The sequence below is a fragment of the Paenibacillus sp. TSM33 genome (genome assembly GCF_056099025.1).
The window spans coordinates 1308433-1321286 of record NZ_JBLZXB010000017.1; the positions used below are offsets into that span (position 1 = coordinate 1308433).

General features: G+C 45.9%; 11 protein-coding genes and 1 pseudogene. 4 read left to right on the forward strand and 8 right to left on the reverse strand.

The window, feature by feature from the left end:
- Positions 1 to 79 precede the first annotated feature (79 nt).
- The 3 genes from ACN6NF_RS17805 to ACN6NF_RS17815 form a co-directional block, all read right to left on the reverse strand.
- The gene (locus ACN6NF_RS17805) at positions 80 to 880 is read right to left on the reverse strand and encodes a response regulator (protein WP_474318844.1); all 801 of its coding nucleotides are present in this window, start codon (positions 878 to 880) and stop codon (positions 80 to 82) included.
- Between the two features lie 2 nt (positions 881 to 882).
- Entirely contained in the window at positions 883 to 2643 is a 1761-nt protein-coding gene (locus ACN6NF_RS17810; RefSeq protein ID WP_474318845.1) for a cache domain-containing sensor histidine kinase, read from the reverse strand.
- A gap of 275 nt (positions 2644 to 2918) precedes the next feature.
- Entirely contained in the window at positions 2919 to 3362 is a 444-nt protein-coding gene (locus ACN6NF_RS17815) for a HEAT repeat domain-containing protein (protein ID WP_474318846.1), read from the reverse strand.
- Between the two features lie 267 nt (positions 3363 to 3629).
- On the opposite strand from ACN6NF_RS17815, the gene ACN6NF_RS17820 reads away from it, so the two are divergent.
- On the forward strand, positions 3630 to 4823 hold the full coding sequence (locus tag ACN6NF_RS17820) for a glycoside hydrolase family 5 protein (protein WP_474318847.1): 1194 nt from the start codon (positions 3630 to 3632) through the stop codon (positions 4821 to 4823).
- 389 nt (positions 4824 to 5212) lie between these two features.
- Here ACN6NF_RS17820 and ACN6NF_RS17825 read toward each other — a convergent pair whose 3' ends face one another.
- Positions 5213 to 6643, reverse strand: a complete 1431-nt coding sequence (locus tag ACN6NF_RS17825; protein WP_474318848.1) for an aldehyde dehydrogenase family protein — start codon at positions 6641 to 6643, stop codon at positions 5213 to 5215.
- Positions 6644 to 6823: 180 nt separating this feature from the next.
- On the opposite strand from ACN6NF_RS17825, the gene ACN6NF_RS17830 reads away from it, so the two are divergent.
- On the forward strand, positions 6824 to 7486 hold the full coding sequence (locus ACN6NF_RS17830) for a TetR/AcrR family transcriptional regulator (RefSeq protein WP_474318849.1): 663 nt from the start codon (positions 6824 to 6826) through the stop codon (positions 7484 to 7486).
- Positions 7487 to 7876: 390 nt separating this feature from the next.
- Here the strand turns inward: ACN6NF_RS17830 and ACN6NF_RS17835 are convergent, their stop codons facing one another.
- Together ACN6NF_RS17835 and ACN6NF_RS17840 are read right to left on the reverse strand one after the other, a co-directional pair.
- Complete coding sequence (locus ACN6NF_RS17835) at positions 7877 to 8458, reverse strand: NAD(P)H-dependent oxidoreductase (RefSeq protein ID WP_474318850.1); 582 nt, start codon at positions 8456 to 8458, stop codon at positions 7877 to 7879.
- Between the two features lie 75 nt (positions 8459 to 8533).
- A complete protein-coding gene (locus ACN6NF_RS17840) occupies positions 8534 to 9118 on the reverse strand; it encodes a TetR/AcrR family transcriptional regulator (protein ID WP_474318851.1) in 585 nt (194 codons plus the stop codon).
- Between the two features lie 204 nt (positions 9119 to 9322).
- Here ACN6NF_RS17840 and ACN6NF_RS17845 point away from each other — a divergent pair.
- Positions 9323 to 10276: pseudogene (locus tag ACN6NF_RS17845) on the forward strand (oxidoreductase).
- 39 nt (positions 10277 to 10315) lie between these two features.
- On the opposite strand, the gene ACN6NF_RS17850 reads toward ACN6NF_RS17845, so the two are convergent.
- Positions 10316 to 11002 carry a DUF4183 domain-containing protein gene (locus ACN6NF_RS17850; RefSeq protein WP_474318852.1) on the reverse strand — a complete coding sequence of 229 codons (687 nt, stop codon included), beginning with the start codon at positions 11000 to 11002 and terminating at the stop codon, positions 10316 to 10318.
- A gap of 445 nt (positions 11003 to 11447) precedes the next feature.
- Between ACN6NF_RS17850 and ACN6NF_RS17855 the strand changes: the two genes are divergently transcribed.
- Entirely contained in the window at positions 11448 to 11861 is a 414-nt protein-coding gene (locus tag ACN6NF_RS17855; RefSeq protein ID WP_013372504.1) for a DUF4183 domain-containing protein, read from the forward strand.
- Positions 11862 to 11984: 123 nt separating this feature from the next.
- Here the strand turns inward: ACN6NF_RS17855 and ACN6NF_RS17860 are convergent, their stop codons facing one another.
- The gene (locus ACN6NF_RS17860) at positions 11985 to 12722 is read right to left on the reverse strand and encodes a cyclase family protein (RefSeq protein ID WP_474318853.1); all 738 of its coding nucleotides are present in this window, start codon (positions 12720 to 12722) and stop codon (positions 11985 to 11987) included.
- Between the last annotated feature and the right edge of the window lie 132 nt (positions 12723 to 12854).

Genomic DNA, 12854 nt, shown 5'->3' on the forward strand with positions numbered 1-12854 from the left:
AGCACTCTATTTCTGCTTCCAACAGGGTACGCTCATTGGGTATAATTCCACTTTTATTGGGTTGTGAGCAGCCTATATGTCAGTCGATATTCTCCGGTCCTGTACGCATCTGCTGCCTATAGCGGCTGGGACTGACCCCCTCGGTCGCTTTAAATACTTTAATAAAATATTTATCTGTCCGGTAGCCTGAGCGCTCACCGATTTGAGCGATCGTCAGCTGGGTATGCAGCAGCAACTCCTTGGCCCGTTGGATCCGCAACCGGTGCAGATATTCGCTGAAGGACAAACCACTTTGCTCCTTAAATAAAACACTAAAATAGCTCGCATTCAGGTGTGAATACGCCGCAGTCTGCGCCATCGTAATGGGCTCGTGTAGATGCTCCGCCATATAGGCGAAGGCTTGCCGTACCGGATCGCTAAGCGTAGTCGCTTGGAGGTCAAGCTCCAGCAGAACAGGGTCAGCCAGCTTGTCCAGCTTCTTGTATCGCTGCCGTTCCTCTTCCAGCTGAAGTGCTTCATTTACCGCATTCAGTAGCTCCTGCTTATCAATCGGCTTGAGCAAGTAATTAACGGCTCCGAGACGAAGCGCCTGCTGGACATAATCAAATTCCGCATATCCCGAGATCACAATGATCGCCGGACGATATGACTCCCGTTCCAGAGAACGGATTAAATCCAGCCCGCTGAATTCCGGCAAACGGACATCTGTAATGAGCAGATGAACCCTCTCCGCTTGCAGCATATGTAATGCCTCCAGGCCATTCCCCGATGTCATAATTCGGTATTTCCCGGAGGCCCACTGCTCCAGTGTCTGATGTATCCCCTGACGTGTTCTTTGTTCATCGTCCACAATAACAATGGTCTTGGATGAAAAACTCATTCCTACCGCCCCCCGTATTCATCAGGAATTTCAAAAGCGACCACAGTTCCTTCCTGCACAGCACTGTGGATCAGCACGCCGTCCGTTCGATAAGATGCGCTGTCATAATAGAGAGCAAGCCTGCGCTGCACATTAACCAGTCCCATACCGGTTCCCTTGCTCTGACAAGCAGATCCCTCCATCAACGCTGTACGCACAGCTGCAAGTTCCTCCTGTGTCATTCCAGGTCCGTTATCTACAACCTCGATCTTAGTCCAGCCCAATCTCGCCGAAGGAGTGATTCGAATTTCAACACGGCCATTGCCGATGCGATTTTCGACACCATGTAAGATTGCATTTTCTAAAATGGGCTGGATCAGCAGCTTAGGAAGCGGAATTCTTGCTGCCTCTGGTGGCATATGAATTTGCCAGCTCAGGCGTTCGCCCAGGCGCATCTCCATCAGTTCCAGATAACGACGGACTTGGGCTATTTCTTCTCCAAGTGTCACCCAAGAGTCATGGTGAGCCGGTTCGATCACATAACGAAACAGCCGCGACATGGACACCATCAGCCCGGCAAGTTCTTCCTCTCCCTTCTCCTGTAGCGACCAGTTAAAAGCATCCAGCGTGTTAAAAAGAAAATGCGGGTTGATCTGCGCTTGCAGTGCTTTAAGCTCGGTCTGGCTTTGTAAAGTCTCCTTCTCGCAAATGACACGGATCAATTCATTGATATCGACAATCATCGTGTTGTACTCTGCGTTTAATTCCCGTAGTTCAACCGCTGCTGCAGGTTCTGGATTCAAGGCCAACGCCCCTTCCCGTGAACGACGCATGGCCTGAATCAAGTGACCTATCGGTCTGGTAATCAACGTGGACAGCATAAAAGACATGAACAGGAACAATATGGCACCAAGAGACGCCGAAATAATAAGTGTCGTCCGTAAAACCGTAATTCCGTCTGTGACGACGCTAACCGGAATCAGAATCAGCAGTGACCAGCCGGTCCGTTCCGATTGCTGAACTGCCTTCACATACTCGCGCTCTCCAATATGAACCGTCTGTGTCTTGCTGTACAATACATCTAATAAATTAGTCTGATTCATAGGCTCACCCGATAGCAGCTCGCCTCCACGATCTACAAGCAGCATGGTTTCATTTGCTTCTTCATTGGTCGCTGACGTACCATTTAGCCCAAAATAACTTCGGTCCATGCGGGTAATCAGATATCCTCCGCGTGAAAACCAGCGATCTACCAGGCTCACCTGCCGAATCGCCAGCAGCGACTGGGGATTTTCAGGATCTATGCCGATCCAGACCAGCCTGCCTTTCATCTCATTTGCTTCCCGAATGTCCGCCTGTCCGATACGCTCCTCCAGACTGCCTTCTCTAATTGGAAACAACATCTTCCCTTCAGCGGTATACAGCTCCAGCGAGCCGACGCTCGGCATATAAGCCTGATAGCTATGCATCACTTGCAGTAGCGATTGACGCTGTCCGAAAGTCACCTTGCCTCCATTGCGCTCTTCCAGCAAAATATGCTGAACAGATGGATGATTCGCCACTTGTTCCGTCAGGCTGTCCATCTGGCCGATTAATGCATCCAATCTGCCACTTGCCTGTACTGCGGTCTGACCAATATGCCGTTCGGCACTGTTTTTCAACAGGTGAGAGACATTGAGGTAAATGAACGCCCCCGCTACACTCATCATGATGAGCATCACCAATATAAAGCCGATAAAAATCTGATTACGCAACGTATTTAATGGTTGGAACCTTGAACGCATAAGCCTTCTCCCCCTGAATCATTGCAGAAAAGTTGATAATGATAGCGCTTTCTATTTTCTATTCTAGCGCATCCTTCACCTTTGTTGGCATCTTTTTAGCAGAGATTAATGAAAACGGCCAGCTCTCTATGGAATCATTGACGTTTGATAATAACACGTAATAACGATGCATATCAAAAAAGCCTTAACAAAGATACACTTTATCCTTGTTAAGACTTCGTATGCATTACCAGTAGCAATTTCTCAGAGTTACATTCAATGGCAGGGTTCAGACATTATCTTGTAGATAACGAAGCCCATTTTTGCTCCAGCCACTGATCAAACTCAGCACCCTTGTCGCCTTCATATACGTCATAAATATCGACTCTCATCTTGTGCAGCTTCTCGCGGAAATCGTTATAGGTATGATCGGCTGGCAGGCTTTTTTTAATCCGCACCAGAATCTTCGTCAGCCCCTTAACAAGCTCACCCTCTTTGCGCACAGGAGGCTGTACGTTTTCGCCCCATTCCTGAAGCTTGTGGTAAGCAGCTTCCTGAACAGCATATACCATATCATTATTCATTCGGTGCGTCAGCAAGTCAATTGTCTGCTGATTCTTCCATGCACCCAGATCATTCACCGCAGCTAGACGCGCCTTCCAATCGGAGGTTCGGTTTGCAGCCACCTTAAGCTGCTCATATACTTCTGTAAATTCCTGCTGAGTTTCGTTGTTTTCCAAATTAATCTCATCCTTTTCTAGAAATCACTACATTACTGTTCATCACGATTGCCGTTTGTTAAATATAACATACTTGCAGGTCTTGCAGGTCTTCTTCTAAAAAAGATCATAATGAAATGTGTCGAATCACGTTGTTAATATCTAATAATTTCAAACAAAATCTTAAAAACATACGAATTTTATGAACTTGTTTGATGGAAGATTTGAACATAAAATGAAAATGTAATCGGTTACAATATCATTTATATAAAGGAGGAAGCAAGAATCATGAAGAAAAAAGGGTTAAAAAAAACATTTTTCGTCATTGCCTCCCTCGTCATGGGCTTCACACTGTATGGGTACATTCCACCTTCGGCAGATGCAGCCAGCGTGAAAGGATACTATCACACTCAAGGAAACAAGATTGTAGATGAATCCGGGAAAGAAGCTGCATTTAACGGTCTAAACTGGTTCGGTCTGGAAACCCCTAATTACACCTTGCATGGACTGTGGAGCCGCTCAATGGACGACATGCTGGATCAGGTGAAAAAGGAAGGCTATAATCTCATCCGTCTGCCTTACAGCAATCAATTATTCGACTCCAGCTCTCGTGCGGACAGTATTGATTACTACAAAAATCCTGATCTGGTCGGATTGACTCCGATTCAAATTATGGACAAGCTAATCGAAAAAGCTGGACAACGCGGTATTCAGATTATCCTTGACCGTCACCGTCCAGGCTCAGGTGGGCAATCCGAGCTATGGTATACCCCCCAGTACCCTGAGTCCCGCTGGATTAGCGACTGGAAGATGTTGGCTGAACGGTATAAAAATAATCCTACCGTTATTGGTGCAGATTTACACAACGAGCCACATGGTCAGGCAAGCTGGGGAACAGGCGATGTCTCCACAGACTGGCGTCTCGCGGCGCAGCGTGCAGGGAACGCCATTCTGTCCGTGAATCCGAATTGGCTGATTCTCGTAGAAGGTGTGGACCACAATGTAAAAGGCAACAACAGCCAATACTGGTGGGGCGGCAACCTGACAGGTGTAGCCAACTATCCTGTGGTTCTGGACGTACCGAACCGTGTTGTCTATTCACCACATGACTACGGTCCTGGTGTGTCCTCGCAGCCATGGTTCAACGACTCGACCTTCCCGTCCAACCTGCCAGCGATCTGGGACCAAACCTGGGGTTACATCAGCAGACAAAACATAGCTCCGGTGCTGGTTGGTGAATTCGGTGGCCGTAATGTTGATTTGTCCTCCCCTGAGGGGAAATGGCAGAATGCACTTGTTGACTATATCGGTGCCAATAACCTGTACTTCACGTATTGGTCCCTGAATCCGAATAGCGGTGACACAGGCGGTCTGCTGCTGGATGACTGGACTACCTGGAATCGTCCGAAACAGGACATGCTGAGCCGGATTATGAAGCCTGTGCATTTCATAGCAGAGCAAGCAAAAGCAGCAGCCGAATAGGCACAGGACTTCACTTTGTTTATTCAAAAAGCCGATTTTTCCCCTTCAGGTCAGTTTATGCTGAGACTATGAAGATGTGGAGAAACGGATGGAAACAGGGCAACGCTTCGAATGGGAACCCAGCACAGTTTATTTTTTATCCCTATGCATTATTGGGGTCCTGCTGGTCTAGTGATCGGATTTGTTTTAATCGTTGCAACTATATTTATATACGTGGATTGAAAAAAATGAGGATTCCAAAAACCGCAATGCGAGCTAATTGCTCCCATTGCGTTTTTTTTTCTTTTTGAAGGTCAATCTAGCCTTTTCGCTACATTCGCCGTTCGAGAATCAGCGAAGCGAGCTGATGCCGAGTTGTTAAGGAGGAAAGGATCTTACACTGTGTTTGATTATTGGGCCGAGTCATAGCCTGTTATGGTTTTCGTCTCCAAACATTCCTCCAGCCCATGTAATCCATATTCTCTGCCGATACCCGATTGCTTGAATCCCCCAAACGGTGCCTTCATTTCAAAACCCGCCCCATTAATGAGTACAACACCAGCAGCAATTTGGGCTGCCACTTCATTGGCTTTTTTAATGTCCGAGGAACTCACGTAGGCACCGAGACCATAATCTGTATTGTTAGCCATTTCGATGGCTTCCTCTTCCGTCTCGTAAGTTAAAATCGATAAGACGGGACCGAAGATTTCTTCCTTGGCGATCTTCATGTCTTCTGTCACCTGAGCGAAAACCGTTGGTTTAACAAAATATCCTTGTTCCAGCCCCTCTGGATGCCCCAGACCTCCGATGACCAGTTCAGCACCCTCATCAATACCAGACTGAATATATCGCTGAACCTGATTGTATTGCTTCTCTGTTACGATTGGACCAAGTTCTGTGCCTTCTTCCCAGGGATTGCCGACTTTGATGCGTTTCACAGTTTCTTTAGCTATCTGTTTCACTTCTTCCAGGCGTTGCTTGGGAACCAAAAGGCGGGTCCCTGCAACGCAAGCTTGCCCATTATTGTTATAACACAGTCTTACAGCGGTCGGAATTGCCATGGAAAAATCGGCGTCATCTAAGATGATGTTCGGTGATTTGCCGCCCAGTTCCAGCGTGACCCGCTTCATCGAATCTACAGCACCTCTCCGAATTTCTTTCCCTGTTCGAGTGGAGCCAGTGAAGGTGATCATTGCAATATCCGGATTGCGGGTCAGTTCGAATCCAACCGTTTGACCAAGACCATGAACTACATTGATAACACCAGCTGGAATATCAGCCTCATGGAAACATTCAGTGATCAGATGTGCCTGCATCGCGCTAAGTTCACTTGGCTTGATTACCACTGGACAGCCCGCAGCTATGGCAGAAGCAAGCTTTGCAGTAATCTGAGAATAGGTTGCATTCCAGGGAGTAATAATTCCAATAACTCCAATTGGCTCTGCTACTACTTTCGCTTTCCCGATATACTTAACGAAATTGAATTCCTCAAGTGCTTCTTTCGTGTCCAAAAAATTCGTAGCCGCCAGTTTAACTCGGCCAATGGCAGCGGGCTTCGGAGCACCATATTCATTGATGTTAGCCTCCATCATTACTTCTAATTTTCTCATAACTGCGTCATGTAGTCTTTGCAGCATTTGGCTGCGCTCTTCCACTGAAGTTCGTGAGAAAGTCTTAAAGGCTTTCTTTGCTGCCGCGATTGCTTGTTTGGCATCCTCTTCGTTCCCTAAAGTAACACGTCCGATGATTTCCCTAGTTGAAGGATTAATAAGTTCTTGTACCTCTGTGCCATAAGGCTTTACAAATTCCCCGTTGATATAAACTCGATTAATGGTTCTCATTTAAATAACTCCTTTGAATTCATTTTAGGAGATGTCCCCTTCGTGCTCTTGCTAAAAAGAATGATAGCACACAACAAAAACTAAGTAAACAAAATACATATAAATTGTCTATATTGTATAATTCGTTTATGTCCTATTGAAAACGTGTATAATAGAAGGAACAGATAAGGGGGAGCGTAAATGTCAATGGAGAATCAGCAAGATAAAGCAAAAAACAAGCTGCTGAAAAAACTGATTCCGTCCCTCATGAAGGACGGGTTTCAACAAATGAGGATGGATGATATTGCTAAATTTATGGATGTTAGCAGAGCAACGATGTACAAGAATTTTTCTTCAAAAGAAGAAGTCATCGAAGGCGTCGTTCGCATTTTTGTTGACTATTTAGAACAGCTAGAGGATCGTACCCATGAGGATGATGATCGATCATTCGGGGTTTGGTTTCAGCAATTATTTCAACAATCGGTATCGTTAGTTGGCAAAATATCTGATGTGTTTCTGAAGGATTTACAAATGGTATTTCCAGAATTATACGAGGTTTTGAAGACTGCGTTGGATAAAAGGGAACAGCAAACCCTCAAATTTTATCAAGATGGGAAGGACAAGGGGGTTTTTAATCCGATTAATGAGAAGTTCATTTTACTTCAAGACGATATTTTGCTCCGGGAAATCATGAATGTGAAGTATTTGCTTTATAACCAAATCACCATTCAACAAGTCCTCAATGATTATTATTATTTTAAAAAAATTCAATTGTTCAAACCGGAAAAGATGTCCTTAGTGGACGACTCACGAATTCACCCTGTCATTGAACATTTTGTCGAGAAATTCAATCGTGCTTTATAAGTCAAGGGGCTGTCCCAAACGTCCATAGCCTAACGGTCACCACCATGAATGAAAATGAACTGGGCCTGTGAATCTGTATGTTCCATACTGGAACTGTAGGTCACAGGCCGTTACTTTTGGAGTAGGACAAACACGCTGGCCCCAAACCAGCTGACTGTATCACGAGTACGCCAATTATTGCTACGAACACGTGTATAAAAATTCTTCTCTCTGAGGGTACATGACCTGTACTATTACGATTACAAGAGTGATACACGGGATAGAGGCGAATCTGGAAAAGTATTCTTTCGATCAACAAGATCAATATCGAAATCCAGAGTTAAAATGTAGTTTTCCGAATGTCCTCTATATTTAATGGATCAGCTTGTTTGCTATTGAGATGGCGAAAACCTAGCTCATGCTTCGACCTAGCTGCTCGACCTTGCTCAGCCATTCGTTCCGCTGTTGATCTGTCCTCTTATTCATAAGATCAATGGTTGTAGAACGTACTGGTGTGACACCACATAAATGTAATGTGGAATCCTTCATCATCCGGTGCCCAGGCTGTCCCTGGAAAAATCGGTAATACCAGTGCGGACCGTCCATCGTGCTGATAAGACGGGCTGTTCTTCCCTTTAAAAGCTTGTCAGGCAAGGGTTTTCCTTTTTGATACTTAAACGCAAATCCCGGCATAAAGGTACGGTCAATAAATCCCTTCATTAGTGCAGGCAAGCTGCCCCACCAGATGGGAAAGACAAAAACGAGATGTTCTGCCCATGTAATCCATTCCTGTGCTTGAACTAAATCAGGCTCTAGCGGCAATTTATTCCGATATCCACCTGATAGATTTGGATTAAACTCCAACGCGGACAGCTGCAATAAGCGAACCTCTGCCCCTGCTCCTTTCGCTCCTTTTACATAAGATTGAGCCAGCGCTTCTCCATAACTGCCAGCGACCGGATTCCCCGATATCACCAATATTTTTTTAGACATATAAGTCCCTTCCTAATCTTCATATTATGATTTTAGTTAGAAAACACTTACTTTATATTTAAAAAGAAAAGGTCACTACTGACCTTTACTTAATAAAGCAGTTAAACGTTGTTTGACCTCTGCTGCCAATGGAACCAGTTGCTGTGGAAGTTCACCTTCTAGGCTGGACACGGACAAGCGTGTAATGGCTCCAATGATGAGCACACCGGATAGCTGAACATCTTGCTTCGGCAGTTCACCTTGTTGAATCCCCTGTTCGATGAATTCAGTCAACGCCTCCAGCGGCTGACGCACATTCTGGCTCTGGTTTGCTTCAACATACAGCTCATGATGCTGTGATAGTAGAAGTAAACCATACTGGTCCTCATCATGCATATTCAGCACTTCATCTACCAGTCGATGGAAACGACTGACGAAGCTCCCACTTTGCTTGCGATAAAAGTCAATTAAGGTGGTGTAGCTATTACAATACTGTCTGAATACTTCCAAGGCCATTGCATCTTTACTCTTAAAATGCTTATAAATCGCGGCATCCGTCACACCGGCAGCCTCTCCAATTTCTTTGACTGAAATCCCGTCAATTCCTTTGGTTGCAAATAGGCACATCGCTGCCTGCAGAATATCCTTCTTTTTGCTGTCTACATGTGTTTTCTTATTCATAGGATTATAGTAAGTGATAACTAACCAAATTACAAGCCTGAATACGTTAAATGATACGTGTATCGCTTCAATTTATTCCTATAAAATATATATGTAACCGAATAAAAGCGGACGTTCTGAGCCGTAAATAAAGAGGAGTGAATCCAATTGAGCTTACTGTTTCAACCATTTCAAATACGCAATGTAGAGCTAATAAACCGGATTATGATGTCTCCCATGGGTACGTCTCAGCGGCAGAAGATGGAAAAGCAACCGATTGGCATACGCTGCATTACGGCGCTAGGGCATTAGGACAAGTGGGGCTAATCATGCTTGAAGTGCATGCAGTCACCCAGCAGGGAAAAGATTCAGGCAGCCTTGGCATATGGAGCGACGAGCACATTTTCCCCGCTGCAAAAAGTGGTGCAGACCATCCATGACCAAGGCTCCAAAGCCGGTCTCCAGCTTTGGCATGTCGGACGCAAGAGCTCGTTGCCTCATAAAACAACTGTATCCGCCTCTGGTTTGCCTCACCGCGAACGGGCGACCTCTGCACTGTCTATAGAAGTAATTCATAATCTTGTGCTTGCTTTCAGAGATACCGCTGTACGGGCTTCGCAAGCCGGAATAGATGTCATTGAACTGCACGCCGCACACGGATATCTGATTAACAATTTTTTATCTAAATATACGAATCAACGCAATGATACATATGGCGGCTCGGAAGAACGACGCTATCCGTTTTTACGCGAAATTATTGATGTCATACGTACCGTGTGGGATGGTCCGTTATTTGTACGAATTTCTGGCAGATGAATACAGCCCGCTCGGCAATGGAGTTCAGGATTCCATTCTGTATGCCCGCTACATGAAAGGAACAGGGTGTCGATTTGATTGATGTTAGCTCTGAGCGGTGTATTACCGGATGCGCCGAGTGAATATCCCGGCTATCAGGTGCCTTACTCTGAGGCCATTCGTCAGGCTGCTGATATAGCTACCGCGGCCGTAGGATTGATTACTCACGGTATTCAACCCGAGGAAATTTTGCGTAATGGTCGGGCGGATCTGGTTGCGGTAGGTCGGGAACTGCTGCGTAATCCATTCTGGCCCAGACAGGCAGCCGAACAACTCGGTGTTCGTATTGAAGGACCTGTACCCTATAACCATTTTTGGTTTTAAAATAATGTCCATCACATGAAGTATTCATCGCGAGCAATGTCATGCACTGTATCGCACACTAAATTGAACAATTTCCACAATAATAGGTGTGCCGGAGGAAATAGTCTCCCCTTCGCGGAGGTGAATCGTCAGCGATGAAGGTGTCAAGCTGAACAACGTTCTTTCTTGTAACATCCCGTTAATATACAGATTAGCATAACTATTGCTGCCGACATGAAACCTCCGAGAAGCTCCCTGAACACCATCTACAGAAAATTGATCCGCCATAATCGTGACTGAAGATTCAATCGGATCAGGAGTAAAATAAAAATACCGCTCAGCCGTAGGGATAATTTCAATATTGGAGATGTCAGGAGCCGGACCTGTTGGACCAGTTATACCTTGGGCTCCAGTAGGACCGGTTACGCCCTGTGCCCCGGTAGAACCGGGTATGCCTTGTGCCCCGGTAGAACCGGGTATGCCTTGTGCCCCGGTAGAACCGGGTATGCCTTGTGCTCCGGTAGGGCCGGGCATACCCTGTGCTCCGGTAGGGCCGGGTGCACCTGTAGCGCCTGCCCTACCTGGAGCTCCAGCTGGACCGGGCACTCCCTGTGCTCCCTGTGTTCCTGCAGGACCCTGTATTCCTGGCACTCCTGGCGCTCCTGGCACCCCGACTTCACCTGGCACCCCGGCTTCACCTGGCATCCCTGCTGAACCTGGCAGACCTTGCTTTCCTGTCTGCTCCATTCTCCTCCTCCGTTTGGCAGGAGTATTTCTGAAGCGCCGTTGTATAATAATTAGCTTTGGATGCTTTTGGGCATGCAACCCCGTTTTTGTTTCACCCTTGAATGGATACCTGGGCTTACACTTTTTTCGTTTGTTGATCTTGCAATGTACTGTTCTCTTTCCTTGCCTTCTTAGTGATGCATCACGTCTCCTCATACCAGCCGTACACACCTCCTCCTCTCATGCTTATGTATTGTATGCACATCTCCCATTAGGGTCTTAGGCATTTGTAGCATGCAGATTCCAAGTATTCGCTTTCATTTTTTGTGCAGTAAAATAGGGCCTTCTCCAATTACCCTATTATTAATAGAAAGGTTCATATGCCGTTTCCGAATAGGTTGAAAAATCATTTATTGATTAAGAGCCAGCGAATGGCTCATACCATTAAAGAAAGGAGATGAGAACTATGCCAATCATAAAACCAGTGTACACAGCAGTAGCTACTGCTCCCGTAGCAACTGGTGGTGCCATAAGCACGACTGTCACCCCAGCCGTGACTCGTTTTTTTGCAACCATAACAGCCGGGATGATCGGTGCAACAACAACAACTATTCCTGCTGCCAGCTTCGTAGATGACGCCGATGCTCCAGTCGTTGCTTTGCCAACATTAACGGCTACTGATTCTGCTAATTATTATATTAACGGAGTTATTCAGCAGAGCTCCTTATTCACCCTAACCACGGCAAGTCTGGTCATTGCCTCCGTAGATATTACACCAGGTGTCCCCGCTGTCATAGAAATATCCGATTTTAGCGGCACAACCTCCACCATCACAACCCAGCCTACCATCTCGGCCCCTACCGTAACAATTATCACATAAGGCGTTTCAATGATTTTGAACCAAGCTGGACTGAATGGTCATTCGCGCTGTACACTACCCCGTATAAGCTAGAAAAAGACCGATTCAGATGTCGATATCTGAATCGGTCTTTTAAGCTCAAGATTAAGGCAAAATAGCAAAGGAGCGCACTGGAAATCCGGGAGAATCCTGAATACTTGGAACGATATTATAAATAACCGCGCCCGTCGGGGGCAGCTTATCCAAATTCGTCAGCACCTCAACTTGATATCGATCCTGCTCCAATATGTAATATTCCCCCACCAGCTTGCCCGCTTTTCGATAAGCTACAGAGGAGTCCGTATCCAGTGTTTCATGTCCGATAGCAGCAACATTCCGTTCCTCTACCAAAAAGCGCAGCGCATCTAGCGACCAGCCTGGGCAGTGTGCATCTCCGGCGTTGTCCTTGTTGGAGAAGGCATCTGGATTAGGCCAACGCTTGCTCCAATCACTGCGAAAGGCGACAAAGGACTGATCGGCAATGCGTCCGTGCTCTTTTTCAAAGTCCAGAATATCCGCAACCGTAAGCTCATAGTCGGAATTGGCTGCAACGGCTGCTGAACGGTCAATGACAACCAGCGGCAATACTAGCTCCTTCAACGAAAGCTCATGTAAATAACGTTTACCCTTCACAAAATGAACAGGGGCGTCGATATGAGTTCCATACTGCCCTGGAAAGCAGTATTGCTTTACAAAAAAGCCATCGTCGTGGGTAAACAAGGTATCCACCTGGACATTATCGAAAACCGGAAAATGGGGAATTTCAGGATAAAAGGCATGGGACAAGTCCACCCACTCTTTTTGCTTCAACAACTTCAAGATATTTGCTAAATGCTCTGCCATGATGCCCATTCCTCCTCAGCTTTATTACAAGCATTGTACCTGAGGATAATACAAAAATCCATAAATCCCCTGTCATTTTTCTTCACTTTTTGACTTGAGATCGTTAACATTTAGAAAAATCATTCTATCTTT

Bases quoted from the DNA above. Each gene is read 5' to 3' on its own strand.
- ACN6NF_RS17805 (WP_474318844.1), bottom strand. From the start codon at position 880: ATGAGTTTTTCATCCAAGACCATTGTTATTGTGGACGATGAACAAAGA.
- ACN6NF_RS17810 (WP_474318845.1), bottom strand. From the start codon at position 2,643: ATGCGTTCAAGGTTCCAACCATTAAATACGTTGCGTAATCAGATTTTT.
- ACN6NF_RS17820 (WP_474318847.1), top strand. From the start codon at position 3,630: ATGAAGAAAAAAGGGTTAAAAAAAACATTTTTCGTCATTGCCTCCCTC.
- ACN6NF_RS17825 (WP_474318848.1), bottom strand. From the start codon at position 6,643: ATGAGAACCATTAATCGAGTTTATATCAACGGGGAATTTGTAAAGCCT.
- ACN6NF_RS17830 (WP_474318849.1), top strand. From the start codon at position 6,824: ATGTCAATGGAGAATCAGCAAGATAAAGCAAAAAACAAGCTGCTGAAA.
- ACN6NF_RS17835 (WP_474318850.1), bottom strand. From the start codon at position 8,458: ATGTCTAAAAAAATATTGGTGATATCGGGGAATCCGGTCGCTGGCAGT.
- ACN6NF_RS17840 (WP_474318851.1), bottom strand. From the start codon at position 9,118: ATGAATAAGAAAACACATGTAGACAGCAAAAAGAAGGATATTCTGCAG.
- ACN6NF_RS17850 (WP_474318852.1), bottom strand. From the start codon at position 11,002: ATGGAGCAGACAGGAAAGCAAGGTCTGCCAGGTTCAGCAGGGATGCCA.
- ACN6NF_RS17855 (WP_013372504.1), top strand. From the start codon at position 11,448: ATGCCAATCATAAAACCAGTGTACACAGCAGTAGCTACTGCTCCCGTA.
- ACN6NF_RS17860 (WP_474318853.1), bottom strand. From the start codon at position 12,722: ATGGCAGAGCATTTAGCAAATATCTTGAAGTTGTTGAAGCAAAAAGAG.